This window comes from Pseudomonas sp. MWU13-2105 (genome assembly GCF_023242315.1).
GTDB lineage: Bacteria > Pseudomonadota > Gammaproteobacteria > Pseudomonadales > Pseudomonadaceae > Aquipseudomonas.
In genome coordinates, this window is record NZ_JALLIY010000002.1 from 225,975 (window position 1) to 241,887 (window position 15,913).

Genomic DNA, 15,913 nt, shown 5'->3' on the forward strand with positions numbered 1-15,913 from the left:
ACCTCTCGCTTATTCAATAATAACCATTACCCCAAGCGTAACGATCTGCCGCTGGGCTTGATTGATGCCCGGGCGATTCACTCCTACTGTCTACTCCACGAAAGCGAACCCGTGGAGTGAGCATGACAACAATATCCCCCGACTCGCGCTGGACGCGGCGGCGCACCGAGAAGCAGCGCCGTCTCGAGCAGGTGCGAGCCCTCGCCGATGGCGTGGTGTTGCCGACCGACAAGATCGTCGCCGCCCTCGAAGCCCTGATCATGCCTGGCGACCGGGTGGTGCTGGAGGGCAATAACCAGAAGCAGGCGGATTTCCTCTCCCGGTCCCTGGTAAAAGCCGATCCGGCCAAGCTCCACGATTTGCACATGATCATGCCCAGTGTCGGTCGCGCCGAGCACCTGGACCTGTTCGAACGTGGCATCGCCCGCAAGCTCGACTTCTCCTTCGCCGGCACCCAGAGCCTGCGTATCAGCCAGTTGCTGGAAGACGGCCTGCTGGAAATCTGCGCGATTCACACCTACATCGAACTCTATGCGCGCCTGGTGGTGGACCTGATCCCCAACGTGGTACTCAGCGCCGGCTTCATGGCAGACCGCGCCGGCAATATCTACACCGGGGCCAGCACCGAAGACACCCCGGCATTGATCGAGCCGGCGGCGTTCAGCGACGGGATCGTGATCGTCCAGGTCAATCAACTGGTCGATGATGTCAGCGAGTTGCCCCGGGTGGATATTCCCGCGTCCTGGGTCGACTTCGTGGTGGTGGCCGACAAACCTTTCTATATCGAGCCGCTGTTCACCCGCGACCCGCGTCATATCAAGCCGGTGCATGTGCTGATGGCAATGATGGCGATTCGCGGGATCTACGAAAAACACAATGTGCAGTCCCTCAACCACGGGATCGGTTTCAACACCGCAGCCATCGAGCTGATCCTGCCGACCTACGGTGAGTCCCTGGGCCTGAAGGGCAAGATCTGCCGCAACTGGACGCTCAACCCGCACCCGACGCTGATTCCCGCCATCGAAAGCGGCTGGGTCGAAAGCGTGCATTGCTTCGGCACTGAGCTGGGTATGGAAAACTATATCGCGGCCCGCCCGGATGTGTTCTTCACCGGGCGCGACGGTTCGATGCGTTCGAACCGGATGTTCTGCCAATTGGCCGGGCAGTATGCGGTTGACCTGTTTATCGGCGCGACCTTGCAGGTCGACGGTGACGGTCATTCGTCTACCGTCACCCGTGGCCGCCTGGCCGGTTTCGGCGGGGCGCCGAACATGGGCCATGATCCGCGCGGTCGCCGGCATGGCACTCCGGCCTGGCTGGATATGCGCCTGGATACCAGCGATGCGCCCGAAGCCTTGCTCGAACGCGGCAAGAAGCTGGTGGTACAGATGGTCGAGACCTTCCAGGAGGGCGGAAAACCGACCTTCGTCGAAACCCTCGATGCCGTGGAAGTGGCCAGGAAAAGCGGGATGCCGTTGGCGCCGATCATGATCTACGGTGACGACGTCACCCATTTGCTCACCGAAGAGGGCATCGCCTACCTGTACAAGGCCCGCTCCCTGGAAGAGCGTCAGGCAATGATCGCCGCCGTAGCCGGTGTCACGGCTATCGGTTTGCGGCATAACCCCAAGGACACCCTGCGGATGCGTCGCGAAGGCCTGATCGCCTTGCCCGAAGACTTGGGTATCCGGCGCACCGATGCCAGTCGCGAATTGCTGGCGGCCAAGAGCGTGGCCGACCTGGTGGAATGGTCGGGAGGCCTCTACAACCCGCCCGCCAAATTCAGGAGCTGGTAAATGCACGCCTTCAATCTGCAAGCCCAACCCCTGCCCCTGCCCCTGGCCGAGCGCCTGGCGGACTTCGCGGTGGAAGCATTGATCGACGAAGCCGACCTGTCGCCCAAGCCGGCGTTGGTGGATCGCCGTGGCAACGGTGCCCATACCGACCTGCACCTGGGCCTGATGCATGCTTCGGCGTTGTCGCTGTGGCCGATGTTCAAGGAGATGGCCGATGCTGCTATCGCCAGCCAAGAGCGGACATTGTGGCGATGGGGCTTGCCCCCCTGTGAAGTGCTATCTGAAAAGCACAAGAGTGCCTGTGGGCGTTCAGCCGTCCGACACGGCGCCTTGTCACCGGCAACCGCTATCGACCTGTCGTTGCGTGAAGCCCTGGGCCGCATCGGTCGCGAAGGCGAGCTGGCGATGCTGCAGACCACTGGCGGGGTGAACACCCATCGCGGGGCGATCTGGGCCTTGGGGTTGTTGGTAGCCGCAGCCGCACTGGACCCAAGCGCCATCAGTGCCAATACCCTGACCCTGCGCGCCGCCCGCCTGGCCTTGCTGGAAGACCGCTACGCCCCCCGCACCGCCAGCCACGGCAGCCAGGTCGCCCAACGCTACGGCGTGCGCGGTGCTCGCGAAGAGGCACAACTGGGCTTTCCGGCGGTGACTCGCCTCGGCCTGCCGCAACTCAAACGCAGCCGGCTTGCCGGCCACGGCGAACAGAACGCCCGGCTGGATGCCTTGCTCGCAATCATGACCGACCTGGCTGACACCTGCGTGCTCTACCGCGCCGGCGTGCTGGGTTTGCAGGCCATGCAACAGGGCGCCCGCGCCGTGCTGGAAGCGGGCGGCAGTGCCAGCCTGGCCGGCCGCCGCTGCCTGCATGAATTGGATCAACAGCTGTTGGCGATGAACGCTTCACCGGGAGGCGCGGCGGATCTGCTTGCCGCCTGCCTGCTGATCGACCGCCTCGAACAGGAAGCCTTGTGATGGAAAAGTTGTCCTTTGAATTCCCCGCCGGGCAACCGCCCAAAGGCCGCGCACTGGTGGGCTGCGTCGGCTCGGGTGACCTGGAAGTGCTGCTGCAGCCCGGCCCTCCCGGCACCTTGTCGATCCAGGTGACCACCTCGGTGAACGGCAGTGCTTCGCGCTGGCAACACCTGTTCGAGCGTCTGTTCGACGGCCAGTTGCCGCCGGCATTGGCTATCGATATCCACGATTTCGGAGCCACCCCCGGTGTGGTCCGACTGCGCCTGGAACAAGGTTTCGAGGAGATCGGCCATGACTGACAGCCAGCGTTTGTTGCACAAGCACAGCTTCGTCGAACTTGGCGCCCGCCAGCGCGCCCGGGCCTTGCTCGACAGCGGTAGTTTTCGTGAATTGCTCGACCCCTTTGCCCGGGTCATGTCGCCCTGGCTTGAACGCCAGGGCGTGGTGCCCCAGGCCGACGACGGTGTGGTGATCGCCAAGGGCAGTATCGATGGTTTGCCGGTGGTGATCGCCGCCATCGAAGGCGCCTTCCAGGGCGGCAGCCTCGGTGAAGTGGGTGGCGCGAAAATCGCCGGTGCCCTGGAGCTGGCGGCTGAAGACAACCGCAATGGCATTCCGACCCGCGCCGTGTTGCTGCTGGAAACCGGCGGCGTGCGTTTGCAGGAAGCCAATCTGGGGCTGGCGGCCATCGCCGATATCCATGCGGCGATTGTCGACCTGCGCCGTTATCAGCCGGTGATCGGCGTGGTGGCCGGCAGCGTCGGCTGTTTTGGCGGCATGTCCATCGCGGCGGCGCTGTGCAGTTATCTGCTGGTGACCCAGGAAGCGCGCCTGGGGCTCAACGGCCCGCAAGTGATCGAGCAGGAGGCGGGGCTGGACGAATACGACTCCCGTGACCGGCCGTTTATCTGGAGCCTGACCGGCGGCGAGCAGCGTTTCGCCAGCGGTCTGGTGGATCGTTATGTGGCCGACGATGTGGCCTCGATCCGGCAACAGGTTGCCGCGCTGCTGGCGGCCGGCTTGCCCGACGTGCAGCGCAGTCGGCTGGCTGACTGGTACCTGCAACGGCTCGCTGAGCTGGATGCCGAACCGCAAATCGACCCGGCCACGGTACGCCGTCTTTTCCAAGGAGATCGCCCATGAGCGCTTATTCCCTGCGTGGTTTGCACTGGTTCCAGGCGCTGGCGGCGGATGCCGTTGACGTGTCCGGCTTGCCACCTTCATTGAAGGTCGCGGACGCCCAGCTCGCGGGTCAGCCGGTGCGCTTTCTGGCAGTGGTGGCCGATCCGGCCAACCGCTTTGTCCGTGCCCGCAACGGCGAGGTCGGACTGCTCGAAGGCTGGGGCCTGGCCAAGGCCGTGGACGAGGTGATCGAGGCCGACAGCGGTCGTGCCGAGAAGCGCGCCTTGATCGCCATTGTCGATGTGCCGAGCCAGGCTTATGGCCGTCGTGAAGAAGCCCTGGGCATTCACCAGGCCTTGGCCGGCGCGGTGGACAGTTATGCCCGGGCTCGCCTGGCGGGGCATGCGGTGATCGCACTGCTGGTGGGCAAGGCGATGTCCGGGGCGTTCCTCGCCCACGGTTATCAGGCCAACCGGCTGATCGCCCTGCGCGATCCCGGAGTGATGGTGCATGCCATGGGCAAGGCGTCGGCGGCGCGGGTGACCTTGCGCAGCGTCGAAGAGCTGGAGGCCCTGGCCGCCAGCGTGCCGCCGATGGCCTATGACATCGACAGCTACGCCAGTCTCGGCCTTCTGTGGAAAACCCTGGGCGTGGAGCAGATCGAACAGCCTACCGCCGCCGATCTGGCGCAAGTCCAAGACTGCCTGGTCGAGGCCATCCACGATGTCGCGGCCAAGGGCACGGACTTGAGTGGACGGCTCGGCGCGAGCAATCGGGCGGCGTCGAGCCGGGTTCGGCAACTGTTGCGCGAACAGTGGTGAGCCGTGATGCGCGCTGACGACGACTTCCTGCCCCACGACCTGCTCTGGGGGCTGACCCCAGAGCAGTTGCCGGCGGCTGCGCCGGCCTGGGTGGGCGAGGCACTGGGCCTCGGCCAGCCGGTGGTGGTCCGCCGGGCGCTGACCGCACCGGATCAGGTGCCGGTGGGCGTGCGCGGGGCTTTGCGCGAGCAGCGTTTCGCCACGCTGATGCCACGGGCGTTGGTCGAGCGCTGCGTGCGGCCCGAAGCCCTTATCGATATTGAAGTCTGTGCACAGGACTGGCCGGCCCTGCAGGCGCTGCATTACCTGCGGCCGTTGTTGAATGCGTCGGGTCTGGTCTGGGGGGTCAGCGGCAGTGCCGGTTTCGAGTTGGCCAGCGGCTTGCCGACGTTGCATCAACACAGCGACCTGGATTTGATTCTGCGCGTACCGCAAGCGCTGTCGCGTCGTCAGGCCAATGGTTTGTTGTTACAACTAGACAACCCGTTCTGTCGCGTCGACCTGCAACTGCAAACCCCACTGGGCGCGCTGGCATTGCTGGAGTGGGCGGGCCCGGCACGTCGTGTCCTGCTCAAGCGGGCCGCGGGTGTGCAACTGGTGCTCGATCCCTGGAATGCCCGGGAGCAAGCGGCATGAGCAGCTTGCTGGTGTTTCCCGGCCAGGGCGCGCAACAGCCCGGCATGCTGCATCGTCTACCCGACGCCGCGATCGTTCGCGGGTGCCTGCACGAGGCGAGCGATGTGCTGGGCGAGGACGCGAGCTTGCTGGATAGCCCGCAAGCCCTGGCCTCGACCCGGGCGGTGCAGCTTTGCCTGCTGGTCGCCGGTGTGGCTTGTGCCCGCCTGCTCATGGAAAACAGCGCACCGGCGGATTACGTCGCAGGCTTGTCCATCGGTGCCTACCCGGCAGCGGTACTGGCCGAGGCGCTGAGCTTCAGCGATGCCCTGCGCCTGGTCAGTCTGCGCGGCGAACTGATGCAACAAGCTTATCCACAGGGCTATGGCATGACCGCCCTGATCGGCTTGGAACTGACGGCTGTGGATAAGTTATTGGCCCAGGTGCATAGCGAGCGCACGCCGGTTTACCTGGCGAATATCAACGCCGATAACCAATGCGTGATCGCCGGGGGCGACGCGGCAATGAGCGCCCTGGTGGCCCTGATGCAAAAGGCTGGCGTGGCCCGGCGCCTGGCGGTCAGCGTGCCGTCCCATTGTCCGCTGCTGGACGAACCGGCCCGGGTGCTGGCCGCCGCCTTCACCAAGGTGCCGATGCAGGCACCGCGCCTGGGCTACCTCAGCGGCAGCAGCGCGCGACTGCTGCGTAGCGCTGAACAGATCCGCGATGACCTGGCCTTCAACATGTGCCGGGTCGTCGATTGGCGCGGCACCGTGCAAAGCGCCTATGAGCGCGGGGCCCGCCTGCAGATTGAACTGCCTCCGGGTTCGGTCCTTACCGGCCTGGCGCGCCGGGTGTTCGAGCAAGGCACCGTCATCGCGTTCGATGCGGCCCGCCTGGACACCCTCAAGGCGCTGCTGGATGAGGAGGGACGCCGTCACCGATAAACACCGGCTGCTGCTTCGAAGGACAAAAACAACAACTTCGACAATGCAATGTGAGGACAACAAGAATGATTATCTACGGTGTGGCACTGCTGGCGATCTGTACGCTGGCAGGGGTGATTCTGGGTGACATGCTGGGCGTATTGCTGGGTGTGAAATCCAATGTCGGCGGGGTCGGGATCGCGATGATCCTGCTGATCTGCGTCCGTTTGTGGATGCACAAACGCGGTGGCCTGACCAGGGATTGCGAGATGGGCGTCGGTTTCTGGGGCGCCATGTACATTCCGGTGGTAGTCGCCATGGCCGCCAACCAGAACGTGGTCGCGGCGTTGCACGGCGGACCGCTGGCGCTGCTGGCGGCGATTGGCTCGGTGCTGGTCTGCGGCTGCACCATTGCCCTGATCAGCCGGACCCATAAAGGCGAGCCGTTGCCGGAAGAGCCGGTCGCGCTTACCCCGACTTCCACCGTCGCGGGAGGTCGCTGATATGTGGGATCTCATTGGCAAGGACCTGGGACAGAATGGGTTGATCACCGCATTTGCCGGTGTTGGCCTGGTGATGTGGGTGTCGGTGGTGCTGTCCAAGCGCCTGACCTATGGCCGGATCCACGGCTCGGCGATTGCCATCGCCATCGGCCTGCTGCTGGCCTGGATCGGCGGCACGTTGACCGGCGGGCAGAAGGGCTTGGCGGATGTGGCGCTGTTTTCCGGTGTCGGCTTGATGGGCGGGGCGATGCTGCGCGACTTTGCCATCGTCGCCACGGCCTTCGAGGTCCAGGCGACGGAGGCGAAGAAGGCCGGATTGATCGGTGCCCTGGCTTTGCTGCTGGGTACGTTGCTGCCGTTCATTGTCGGGGCGAGCATGGCCTGGGCCTTCGGCTATCGCGATGCGGTGAGCATCACCACCATTGGTGCCGGGGCGGTGACCTATATTGTCGGGCCGGTGACCGGGGCGGCGATCGGCGCGAGTTCCGAGGTGGTGGCGCTGTCGATTGCGACGGGCTTGATCAAGGCGATCCTGGTGATGGTCGGCACACCCGTGGCGGCGCGCTGGATGGGCCTGGACAACCCGCGTTCGGCGATGGTGTTCGGTGGCCTGGCGGGGACGGTCAGTGGGGTGACCGCCGGGCTGGCGGCGACGGATCGGCGGCTGGTGCCCTATGGCGCGCTGACGGCAACCTTCCATACTGGGCTGGGCTGCCTGCTGGGGCCTTCGCTGTTGTTTTTCATCGTGCGCGGGTTGCTGGGCTGACCCTGATAATGCGGTGCCTGTTCTGACTTTTTCGCGGGCAAGCTCCGCTCCCACAAGTTATGAGTCGTGCGCTCAACCTTCGTCCTCCGTGGACATTGTGGGAGCGGAGCTTGCCCGCGAAGAGGCCCTCGAGACCACCGAAAATGCATGATCGAACCTGCCCATGGGCAGCTCAGGTCAACCTGTTGGCATACATTCGACACTCCGCCAACAGCGCCAACAAGTTGGGATCACGCTCCTTGGCCTTCAGAAACACCACCCCGATATGCTGTTGCAGGCGGTAGCGCGCCTGTAACGGAATCAGCTTCACCCGATTCTCGTACACCGCCGCAATCCGCCCCGGCAGCAAGGCATAGCCGACGCCGGAACTGACCATGCTCAACAGCGTGAAGATATCGTTGACCTGCATCGCCACCTTCGGCTCGAACCCGGCCTGCTCGAACACCCGATTGCCGTCCCGGTGGGTGGCGAAGCCCTGGGTCAGGGTAATGAAAGTCATGTCCTTCAGGTCCGCCAGGTCAATTTCGTCCTGTTGGGACAAGGGCGAGTCGGCGGGCGTCGCCAGGAAAATATCATCGGAAAACAGCGGCAGGTGCTCGCAGTCGGAGTCGTTGGTGGTCTCATCCAGCGATACCAGGATCGCGTCCACTTCCATGTTCTTGAGCTTGTACAGCAGGTCGAAGTTCGAGCCCAGGATCAGGTCGATATTGAGCTCGCTGCGACGGATCTTCAGGCCCATGATCAGCTGCGGCACGGTTTTTACCGTCAGCGAATAGAGCGATCCGAGCTTGAAACGCTCGGCGGAGAAGCCGGCGGCTTCGCGGGTCATGCGGACAGTTTCCAGCACATCCTGGATCAGCTTCTGCGCGCGCTCTTCCAGCACATAGGCACTTTCCAGCGGGGTCAGGTTGCGCCCTTCGTGCTTGAACAACGGGCAGCGCAGGGCATTTTCCAGGGAGTGGATGGCCCGATGCACGCTGACATTGCTGGTCTGCAACTCGGCCGCCGCCCGCGCCAGGTTGCCGGTGCGCATGAAGGCCAGGAACACCTCCAGCTTTTTCAGGGTCAGCTCTTCGTCGATCAGCATGGCGTGGGCTCTTTTTCGAATGCCCCGATTGTGCCCAAGTCCCGGGGTTTTGGCTGGGGCTTTTTTCAGAACCAGTTGGCGCCCAGGGTGCGACTCAGCAAGCCAAGCGCGACGCCGACGATGATCGGCCAGAGGGTATTGACCCGACTGAAATAGACCACGGCGGCGTTGATCCGGTTCATCTGGGGCTCGGTGTAGCGGTGGATATCGCCCATGGCCACGATGTTGCCGCCGATGGCCATCAAGGAGCAGGGCGGGGTGTGTATTGTTGTCCGGCGCAAACCTTTCCGGACCTTTCATTTTATGTGTGGACAGGTCTTTTTTTCTTAACTTATGGAGCGATATATAGAGGGCGGGGGGGCTTTGTTTTTTATCGGAAGGTGACGCTACAAAGCGCCTTCCTGGCGGTACCACGCCAAGACCCTTGTGCTTTTGTCCGCCAGGCCTGAGCCTTGCGCGCAGTTGTATCGATCAAGCGAGGTAAGTAGCAGATGTATCATGGGGAACGACTCAACGCCTGGACCCATCTGGTAGGGGCCGTGTTGGCGTGTATCGGGGCGGTCTGGTTGCTGGTGGTGGCGAGCCTGGACGGCAGCCCCTGGAAGATTGTCAGTGTAGCGATCTATGGCGTGACCCTGTTGTTGCTGTACAGCGCGTCGACGGTTTATCACAGCGTGCGCGGGCGGGCCAAGGTGATCATGCAGAAGGTCGATCATCTGTCGATCTACCTGTTGATTGCCGGCAGCTACACGCCGTTCTGCCTGGTGACGCTGCGTGGGCCCTGGGGGTGGACGCTGTTCGGGATCGTCTGGGGCCTGGCGGTGATCGGCATGTTGCAGGAGATCAAGCCGCGTTCAGAGGCGCGGATCCTGTCCATCGTGATCTACGCGGTGATGGGCTGGATCGTGCTGGTGGCGGTCAAACCGCTGCTCGCCGCATTGGGGACGGCAGGGTTTGTCTGGCTGGCAGCCGGCGGGGCACTGTATACCCTGGGGATCATCTTTTTTGCCCTGGATTATCGACTGCGGCATGCCCACGGGATCTGGCATCTGTTCGTGATTGCCGGCAGCGTGCTGCATTTCGTGGCGATTTCCTGGTACGTGATCTGACGCCACGATCCAATGGTGAACACGGACTCCTGTAGGCGCCGGCTTGCCGGCGATGAGGCCAGTGAGCCTGGCATCGCCTGATCGGCCGCCATCGCCGGCAAGCCGGCTCCTACAGGGTGTGCGGTGTGTCAGAAAATCAGAAATCGCCCCACAGCTGCTGGGCCACGGCCAAGGCCACCACCGGCGCGGTTTCGGTCCGCAGTACCCGTGGGCCAAGGCGCGCCGGCAGGTAACCGGCTTGCGCGGCCTGGGCCACTTCGCCGTCCGACAACCCGCCTTCCGGGCCGATCAGGAACGCCAGCGTCCCCGGCTTGGGGTGGCTGGTCAGCGGCTCCGCCACCGGGTGCAGCACCAGCCTGAGTTCGGCTTCGGTCTGTTTCACCCACTCGGCCAGCAACAGTGGCGGATGAATCACCGGCAGTGTCGAGCGCCCGCACTGTTCGCAGGCGCTGATCGCGATCTGCCGCCAATGGGCCAGGCGCTTGTCGGCGCGCTCGTCCTTGAGGCGGACTTCGCAGCGTTCGCTGACGATCGGGGTGATTTCGCTCACGCCCAATTCGGTGGCTTTCTGGATCGCCCAGTCCATCCGCTCGCCCCGGGACAGGCCCTGGCCGAGGTGGATGTGCAGGGGGGATTCGGTTTGCCCGGCGAAGCTTTCGGTCAGTTGCACGCGTACGCGCTTCTTGCCGACTTCCAGCAAGCTGCCGAGGAATTCCGTGCCCGACCCGTCGAACACTTGCAGGGCGTCGCCTTCGGCCATGCGCAGCACGCGGCCGATGTAGTGGGCCTGGGCCTCGGGCAGTTCGTGTTCGCCGAGGCCCAGGGGGGCGTCGATAAAGAAGCGGGACAGTCTCATCTGAAGTCTCTGCTGAAAATCGTATTTGCTCAGGCGGATGATATCTCTGTGGCGAACGGGCTTGCCCGCGCTGGGGCGCGAAGCCCCCCTGAAACCAGCGAACCCGGTCTATCAGATGGACCAAGATATCCGGTTTTACGACTGCTTCGCAGTCGAGCGCGGGCAAGCCCGCTCGCCACAGGTCTTTATTATTGTCCTCTAGCCCGGATCACGGAAATCCGGATGGAAATTGCCCGGCACCGCCACGCTGACACCCGTGCGGGTGGCGATATCGATCCCTTCGCTGGCCACTTCAGCCAGGAAGTCGATCTGCTCCGGGGTAATGACATACGGCGGCAGGAAATACACCACGCTGCCCAGCGGCCGCAGCAAGGCGCCGCGCTCCAGGGCGTGCTGGAAGACCTTCAGGCCACGGCGCTCCTGCCACGGATAGGCAGTCTTGCTCGCCTTGTCCTGGACCATCTCGATCGCCAGGGTCATACCCGTCTGGCGAACCTCGGAAACGTGCGGATGGTCCACCAGGTGCGCGGTCGAGCTGGCCATGCGCCGGGCCAGGGCCTTGTTGTTTTCAATGACGTTGTCCTGCTCGAAGATATCCAGGGTCGCCAGGGCCGCCGCACAGGCCAGCGGATTGCCGGTGTAGCTGTGGGAGTGGAGGAACGCCCGCAAGGTCGGATAGTCGTCGTAGAAGGCGCTGTAGACGTCCTCGGTGGTCAGGCACGCCGCCAGCGGCAGGTAGCCGCCGGTCAGGGCCTTGGACAGGCACAGGAAGTCCGGGCGGATACCGGCCTGCTCGCAGGCGAACATGGTCCCGGTCCGGCCGAAACCCACGGCGATTTCATCGTGGATCAGGTGCACGCCATAACGGTCGCAGGCCTCGCGCAGCAGCTTGAGGTAGACCGGATGGTACATGCGCATGCCGCCGGCGCCCTGGATCAGCGGTTCGACGATCACCGCGGCGACGCTGGCGTGGTTTTCCGCCAGGGTCTGTTCCATGACCAGGAACATGTTGCGCGAATGCTCTTCCCAGCTCATGCCTTGCGGACGCAGGTAGCAATCCGGGCTGGGTACCTTGATGGTGTCCAGCAGCAGGGCCTTGTAGGTTTCGGTAAACAACGGCACATCACCCACCGACATCGCCGCCACGGTCTCGCCGTGATAGCTGTTGGTCAGGGTGACATAACGCTTCTTGTCCGGCAGGCCGCGGTTGAGCCAGTAATGAAAGCTCATCTTCAGCGCGACTTCGATGCAGGACGAACCGTTGTCGGCATAGAAGCAGCGGGTCAGGCCCTCGGGCGTCATCTTCACCAGGCGTTCGGACAACTCGATCACCGGCTGATGGCTGAAACCGGCGAGGATCACATGCTCGAGCTGGTCGACCTGGTCCTTGATGCGCTGGCCGATACGCGGGTTGCAGTGACCGAACACATTGACCCACCAGGAACTGACCGCGTCGAGGTAGCGCTTGCCGTCGAAATCCTCCAGCCAGACGCCTTCGCCGCGCTTGATGGGGATCATCGGCAGTTGCTCGTGGTCTTTCATCTGGGTGCAGGGATGCCACACCACCGCGAGATCGCGTTGCATCCACTGGTTGTTCAGGCTCATTTCGACTCTCCGGCAGGCAGTCCGCGACGCGGGCGGACACACAATCGCGCAAGCCTATGCAATGCGCGGCCGCAGGACAACCCATGGCCGCGCTCTGGCCCCACGGCTGGGGTGAATAAAACCGCGCGCCCGGGTGTTTACCCTGGAGACGACCTTAATATTTTCTTAACCCGCTCGTTTCAGACTGATGATCGTATTTTTCGATATTTCAAAGCGAAATTTTCCGCTTTAATTCGATAGGTAAACCATTAGTCTTGGGCGCATCACTTACAGGATTCCGGCAATGCAGCTACGCAACTCATCCTCTCGCTACGGTGCTGTCAGTATCTTCCTGCACTGGGGCGTTGCCCTGGTGGTGTTCGGTCTTTTTGCGCTGGGCTTGTGGATGGTCGGGCTCGACTACTACAGCGAGTGGCGCAAGGCGGCCCCGGACCTGCATAAAAGTATTGGCCTGACCCTGTTCGCGGTCATGGTGCTGCGGCTGATCTGGCGTTTTATCAGCCCGCCGCCGCCGTCACCGGCCAATCATGGTCGACTGACCCGCCTGGGAGCCAAGTTCGGTCATGCGTTCCTCTATCTCGGCTTGTTTGCCTTGATGTTTTCCGGGTACCTGATTTCCACCGCCGAAGGTGTCGGGATTCCGGTGTTCAACCTGTTCGATGTGCCTGCCTTGATTTCCAGCATCCCCGATCAGGCGGATGTGGCTGGCAGCGTGCATTTGTTCCTGGCCTGGACGGTGGTGATCTTTGCGCTTCTCCACGCTCTGGCTGCCCTGAAACACCACTTTATCGACCGTGATGCGACGCTGACCCGCATGCTGGGTCGCAAAGCCTGATGTTCAACCTCGACTCAAAAGGAATAGAAGTATGTTGAAAAAGACTCTCGCCGCTCTGGCAATCGGTTCTGCATTGTTTGTTGCCGGTCAGGCGATGGCTGCGGATTATGTGATCGACAAGCAAGGCCAGCACGCCTTCGTCAATTTCAAGATCAGCCACCTGGGCTACAGCTTCATCATGGGTACCTTCAAGGACCTGGACGGCAAGTTCAGCTTCGATGCGGCCAAGCCTGAAGACAGCAAAATTGAAGTCAACGTGCGTACCGCCAGCGTGTTCACCAACAATGCCGAGCGCGACAAGCACATCTCCAGCAAGGACTTCCTCGAGGTTGCCACCTTTGCTGATGCCAAGTTCGTCTCCACCGCGGTCAAATCCACCGGCAAGAATGCCGATGGCAAGGACACGGCTGACGTCACTGGCGACCTGACCCTGCATGGCGTGACCAAGTCGATCGTGGTCAAGGCTACCTTCCTGGGTGAAGGCAAGGATCCATGGGGCGGCTACCGTGCTGGTTTCGAAGGTGTAGCGCATATCAAGCGTTCGGATTTCGGCAAGATGATGGATTTGGGTCCGGCGTCTGATGCGGTAGAGCTGTACATCACGTTTGAGGGTGTGAAAGCGAAGTAATGCTGAGACTGTAGGAGCAGCCGCGACGCTCGATTGCCCGCGAAGCTTTTGGCGGCTTCAAGGTCCCCTTCGCGAGCAAGCTCTGCTCCCGCAGTTAAGTGTCAGGTTTCGGTGCTTTACGCCAGACAAAAAAACGCCCCCGGCTCTCACGAACCGGGGGCATTTTTTATTGCGCTACAAACTCAGCGATTGCGAGTCAACAGCGCCGGTTTCTCACCGCGCGGACGCCCTGGCAATTGATCCAACTGCTCAGGTGTCGGGAAGCGATCGCTCTTCGACTCCTTGTGAATGATCTTCGGCCCTGGCCCACGCGGGTTTTGCACCGCTGGTTCTTCCCGAGGCTGATCATCCCGGTTCGGACGCCGATTGCGCGACTCTTCGCGACGGGCTTGGCCATCACGCGGAGCGCCATTGCGTGGCCCGCTGCGCTTGGCCGGAGGAGTACCGGTAGTCGCGCCGTTACTGCTGCGCGGCCCATTCTGACGACCCTGTGGCTGTCCGGTACGCGGAGCACCGGCGCCCGCGCCCTGAGCCGGAGCTCCCGGACGACGACCACGACCCTGGGCCGGCTTGGCCTGGGGCACGTAATCAACGCGGTTGCCAAAGTTATCCACATCGTCATCCAGGAACTCATCCGGAGCACGATCGGCCGACGGGCGCGGCGGCTGGCTTGGCTGACGCTGTTCGCGGGCCGGAGTCCCTTCACGGGGCTTCTGCTCACGGGCTGGACGCTCACCGCGCCCGTTCGCAGGGGCTTTTTCCTTGCCGCCCTTGTCCTTGCCCTTGTCCCGACGTCCGCCACCACCGCCGCCGCCATTCGGGCCATCGCCCTTCGGACCGCGAGGGGGGGTACGTGGATTACGCACATCCGGACGCTCGCGCACTTCCGGCTTCTCAGCTTCCACGGCGCTGGAGTCAAAACCCATCAAGTCGCCATCGGCGATTTTCTGCTTGGTCATGCGCTCGATGCTTTTCAGCAGCTTTTCTTCGTCCGGCGCGACCAGGGAAATGGCCTCGCCCGAACGCCCGGCGCGACCGGTACGGCCGATACGGTGCACGTAGTCTTCATCGACGTTCGGCAGTTCGAAGTTCACCACGTGCGGCAACTGGTCGATATCCAAGCCGCGAGCGGCGATATCGGTGGCCACGAGGATGCGCACTTCACCGGCCTTGAAATCAGCCAGGGCTTTGGTGCGGGCGTTCTGGCTCTTGTTGCCGTGGATGGCGACAGCGCTCAGGCCGTGCTTGTCCAGGTACTCGGCCAGGCGGTTGGCGCCGTGTTTGGTGCGGGTGAACACCAGGACCTGTTCCCAGGCGCCGGCGGTGATCAGGTGCGCCAGCAGCGAACGCTTGTGGCTGGCGGCCAGGCGGAACACACGCTGTTCGATACGCTCGACCGTGGTGTTCGGCGGCGTGACTTCGATGCGTTCCGGGTTGTGCAGCAGCTTGCCGGCGAGGTCGGTGATGTCCTTGGAGAAGGTCGCCGAGAACAGCAGGTTCTGCCGCTTGGACGGCAGGCGCGCGAGGACCTTCTTCACGTCATGGACAAAGCCCATGTCGAGCATGCGGTCGGCTTCGTCCAGCACGAGGATTTCCACGTGGGACAGATCGACGCTGCCTTGGCCGCAGAGGTCGAGCAAACGACCCGGGCAGGCCACCAGTACGTCGACGCCACGGGACATGGCCTGGACCTGTGGGTTCATGCCGACACCGCCGAAGATGCAGGCGCTGACGAATTTCAGGTCGCGGGCGTAGACCTTGAAGCTCTCGTGGACCTGGGCAGCCAGTTCACGGGTCGGGGTCAGGACCAGCACGCGGGGTTGGCGCGGGCCGTGACGCTGGGATTTGTCCGGGTGACCGTTGGGAAACAACCGTTCCAGAATCGGAAGGGCGAAGCCTCCGGTTTTACCCGTACCTGTCTGTGCCGCGACCATCAGGTCGCGACCTTGCAACACGGCGGGAATGGCCCGCTGTTGCACCGGAGTAGGCTCGGTATAGCCGGCTGCCTCGATGGCAGCGACCAAAGCCTCGGAGAGACCGAGGGAAGCAAAGGACATGAGTAATCCTGTTCAGTAAGGGCTTGGCCCGATGGGAATCTTGCCTGGCGCGAATGGCGTTTCAGGTTCTGTAGGAGGAAAGCTGGGCGCATGTCTTGCAGCCCGGCGAGCTTTCTTACAGACCCCTGGTGGGCACATCCCGTCCGGTCCTGCTGGGCCTTGAGGCTCTACGCACTGCTCGCGCGGGCCGTTGGGCGGCGCTGGTCGCAGTG

At 63.1% G+C, this 15,913-nt stretch carries 17 protein-coding genes; 12 read left to right on the top strand and 5 right to left on the bottom strand.

Annotation, left to right across the window (positions count from 1 at the left end):
* Positions 1 to 122 precede the first annotated feature (122 nt).
* The 9 genes from mdcA (at position 123) to madM (ending at position 7,524) form a co-directional block, all read left to right on the top strand.
* Positions 123 to 1,796: a malonate decarboxylase subunit alpha gene (gene mdcA / locus M5B96_RS03765; protein ID WP_248795141.1), complete on the top strand. Its 1,674-nt coding sequence runs from the start codon at positions 123 to 125 to the stop codon at positions 1,794 to 1,796.
* Positions 1,797 to 2,771 (top strand): triphosphoribosyl-dephospho-CoA synthase, encoded by a 975-nt coding sequence (locus tag M5B96_RS03770; RefSeq protein WP_248795142.1) that lies wholly within the window; start codon positions 1,797 to 1,799, stop codon positions 2,769 to 2,771.
* Entirely contained in the window at positions 2,771 to 3,070 is a 300-nt protein-coding gene (locus tag M5B96_RS03775; RefSeq protein WP_248795143.1) for a malonate decarboxylase subunit delta, read from the top strand. The genes M5B96_RS03770 and M5B96_RS03775 overlap by 1 nt, the downstream gene beginning before the upstream one ends.
* On the top strand, positions 3,063 to 3,914 hold the full coding sequence (locus tag M5B96_RS03780; RefSeq protein WP_248795144.1) for a biotin-independent malonate decarboxylase subunit beta: 852 nt from the start codon (positions 3,063 to 3,065) through the stop codon (positions 3,912 to 3,914). Before M5B96_RS03775 ends, M5B96_RS03780 begins: the two co-directional genes overlap by 8 nt.
* The gene (gene mdcE, locus M5B96_RS03785; protein WP_248795145.1) at positions 3,911 to 4,714 is read left to right on the top strand and encodes a biotin-independent malonate decarboxylase subunit gamma; all 804 of its coding nucleotides are present in this window, start codon (positions 3,911 to 3,913) and stop codon (positions 4,712 to 4,714) included. Before M5B96_RS03780 ends, mdcE begins: the two co-directional genes overlap by 4 nt.
* Before the next feature lie 6 nt (positions 4,715 to 4,720).
* Entirely contained in the window at positions 4,721 to 5,350 is a 630-nt protein-coding gene (locus tag M5B96_RS03790; RefSeq protein ID WP_248795146.1) for a malonate decarboxylase holo-ACP synthase, read from the top strand.
* A complete protein-coding gene (gene mdcH, locus M5B96_RS03795; protein ID WP_248795147.1) occupies positions 5,347 to 6,276 on the top strand; it encodes a malonate decarboxylase subunit epsilon in 930 nt (309 codons plus the stop codon). The genes M5B96_RS03790 and mdcH overlap by 4 nt, the downstream gene beginning before the upstream one ends.
* Before the next feature lie 65 nt (positions 6,277 to 6,341).
* Positions 6,342 to 6,758 carry a malonate transporter subunit MadL gene (madL, locus tag M5B96_RS03800; RefSeq protein WP_248795148.1) on the top strand — a complete coding sequence of 139 codons (417 nt, stop codon included), beginning with the start codon at positions 6,342 to 6,344 and terminating at the stop codon, positions 6,756 to 6,758.
* Position 6,759: 1 nt separating this feature from the next.
* Entirely contained in the window at positions 6,760 to 7,524 is a 765-nt protein-coding gene (madM, locus tag M5B96_RS03805; protein ID WP_248795149.1) for a malonate transporter subunit MadM, read from the top strand.
* Positions 7,525 to 7,696: 172 nt separating this feature from the next.
* On the opposite strand, the gene M5B96_RS03810 is transcribed toward madM, so the two are convergent.
* The gene (locus M5B96_RS03810; RefSeq protein WP_248795150.1) at positions 7,697 to 8,611 is read right to left on the bottom strand and encodes a LysR substrate-binding domain-containing protein; all 915 of its coding nucleotides are present in this window, start codon (positions 8,609 to 8,611) and stop codon (positions 7,697 to 7,699) included.
* A 65-nt stretch (positions 8,612 to 8,676) separates the two neighbouring features.
* Positions 8,677 to 8,892, bottom strand: coding sequence for a hypothetical protein (locus tag M5B96_RS03815; RefSeq protein ID WP_248795151.1), 216 nt, complete (start codon positions 8,890 to 8,892; stop codon positions 8,677 to 8,679).
* A gap of 210 nt (positions 8,893 to 9,102) precedes the next feature.
* Here M5B96_RS03815 and trhA point away from each other — a divergent pair, with 210 nt between their 5' ends.
* Complete coding sequence (gene trhA / locus M5B96_RS03820) at positions 9,103 to 9,720, top strand: PAQR family membrane homeostasis protein TrhA (protein WP_103499349.1); 618 nt, start codon at positions 9,103 to 9,105, stop codon at positions 9,718 to 9,720.
* Between the two features lie 136 nt (positions 9,721 to 9,856).
* Here trhA and M5B96_RS03825 read toward each other — a convergent pair whose 3' ends face one another.
* Together M5B96_RS03825 and M5B96_RS03830 are read right to left on the bottom strand one after the other, a co-directional pair.
* The gene (locus tag M5B96_RS03825) at positions 9,857 to 10,576 is read right to left on the bottom strand and encodes a 16S rRNA (uracil(1498)-N(3))-methyltransferase (RefSeq protein WP_248795152.1); all 720 of its coding nucleotides are present in this window, start codon (positions 10,574 to 10,576) and stop codon (positions 9,857 to 9,859) included.
* Positions 10,577 to 10,774: 198 nt separating this feature from the next.
* Positions 10,775 to 12,181 carry an adenosylmethionine--8-amino-7-oxononanoate transaminase gene (locus tag M5B96_RS03830; RefSeq protein ID WP_248795153.1) on the bottom strand — a complete coding sequence of 469 codons (1,407 nt, stop codon included), beginning with the start codon at positions 12,179 to 12,181 and terminating at the stop codon, positions 10,775 to 10,777.
* A gap of 283 nt (positions 12,182 to 12,464) precedes the next feature.
* Here M5B96_RS03830 and M5B96_RS03835 point away from each other — a divergent pair, with 283 nt between their 5' ends.
* Complete coding sequence (locus M5B96_RS03835) at positions 12,465 to 13,016, top strand: cytochrome b (protein ID WP_248795154.1); 552 nt, start codon at positions 12,465 to 12,467, stop codon at positions 13,014 to 13,016.
* Between the two features lie 31 nt (positions 13,017 to 13,047).
* Positions 13,048 to 13,644 (top strand): YceI family protein, encoded by a 597-nt coding sequence (locus M5B96_RS03840; RefSeq protein WP_248795155.1) that lies wholly within the window; start codon positions 13,048 to 13,050, stop codon positions 13,642 to 13,644.
* Positions 13,645 to 13,826: 182 nt separating this feature from the next.
* On the opposite strand, the gene M5B96_RS03845 is transcribed toward M5B96_RS03840, so the two are convergent.
* A complete protein-coding gene (locus M5B96_RS03845; protein ID WP_248795156.1) occupies positions 13,827 to 15,701 on the bottom strand; it encodes a DEAD/DEAH box helicase in 1,875 nt (624 codons plus the stop codon).
* Positions 15,702 to 15,913: the final 212 nt, after the last annotated feature.

What these genes read in the sequence shown, in the direction of transcription:
- M5B96_RS03825 (WP_248795152.1), bottom strand. Translation starts at nt 10,576, where the DNA reads ATGAGACTGTCCCGCTTCTTTATCGACGCCCCCCTGGGCCTCGGCGAA.
- M5B96_RS03845 (WP_248795156.1), bottom strand. Translation starts at nt 15,701, where the DNA reads ATGTCCTTTGCTTCCCTCGGTCTCTCCGAGGCTTTGGTCGCTGCCATC.
- M5B96_RS03780 (WP_248795144.1), top strand. Translation starts at nt 3,063, where the DNA reads ATGACTGACAGCCAGCGTTTGTTGCACAAGCACAGCTTCGTCGAACTT.
- M5B96_RS03830 (WP_248795153.1), bottom strand. Translation starts at nt 12,181, where the DNA reads ATGAGCCTGAACAACCAGTGGATGCAACGCGATCTCGCGGTGGTGTGG.
- mdcA (WP_248795141.1), top strand. Translation starts at nt 123, where the DNA reads ATGACAACAATATCCCCCGACTCGCGCTGGACGCGGCGGCGCACCGAG.
- mdcE (WP_248795145.1), top strand. Translation starts at nt 3,911, where the DNA reads ATGAGCGCTTATTCCCTGCGTGGTTTGCACTGGTTCCAGGCGCTGGCG.
- M5B96_RS03835 (WP_248795154.1), top strand. Translation starts at nt 12,465, where the DNA reads ATGCAGCTACGCAACTCATCCTCTCGCTACGGTGCTGTCAGTATCTTC.
- trhA (WP_103499349.1), top strand. Translation starts at nt 9,103, where the DNA reads ATGTATCATGGGGAACGACTCAACGCCTGGACCCATCTGGTAGGGGCC.
- M5B96_RS03790 (WP_248795146.1), top strand. Translation starts at nt 4,721, where the DNA reads ATGCGCGCTGACGACGACTTCCTGCCCCACGACCTGCTCTGGGGGCTG.
- M5B96_RS03770 (WP_248795142.1), top strand. Translation starts at nt 1,797, where the DNA reads ATGCACGCCTTCAATCTGCAAGCCCAACCCCTGCCCCTGCCCCTGGCC.
- M5B96_RS03840 (WP_248795155.1), top strand. Translation starts at nt 13,048, where the DNA reads ATGTTGAAAAAGACTCTCGCCGCTCTGGCAATCGGTTCTGCATTGTTT.
- M5B96_RS03810 (WP_248795150.1), bottom strand. Translation starts at nt 8,611, where the DNA reads ATGCTGATCGACGAAGAGCTGACCCTGAAAAAGCTGGAGGTGTTCCTG.
- mdcH (WP_248795147.1), top strand. Translation starts at nt 5,347, where the DNA reads ATGAGCAGCTTGCTGGTGTTTCCCGGCCAGGGCGCGCAACAGCCCGGC.
- madL (WP_248795148.1), top strand. Translation starts at nt 6,342, where the DNA reads ATGATTATCTACGGTGTGGCACTGCTGGCGATCTGTACGCTGGCAGGG.
- M5B96_RS03775 (WP_248795143.1), top strand. Translation starts at nt 2,771, where the DNA reads ATGGAAAAGTTGTCCTTTGAATTCCCCGCCGGGCAACCGCCCAAAGGC.
- madM (WP_248795149.1), top strand. Translation starts at nt 6,760, where the DNA reads ATGTGGGATCTCATTGGCAAGGACCTGGGACAGAATGGGTTGATCACC.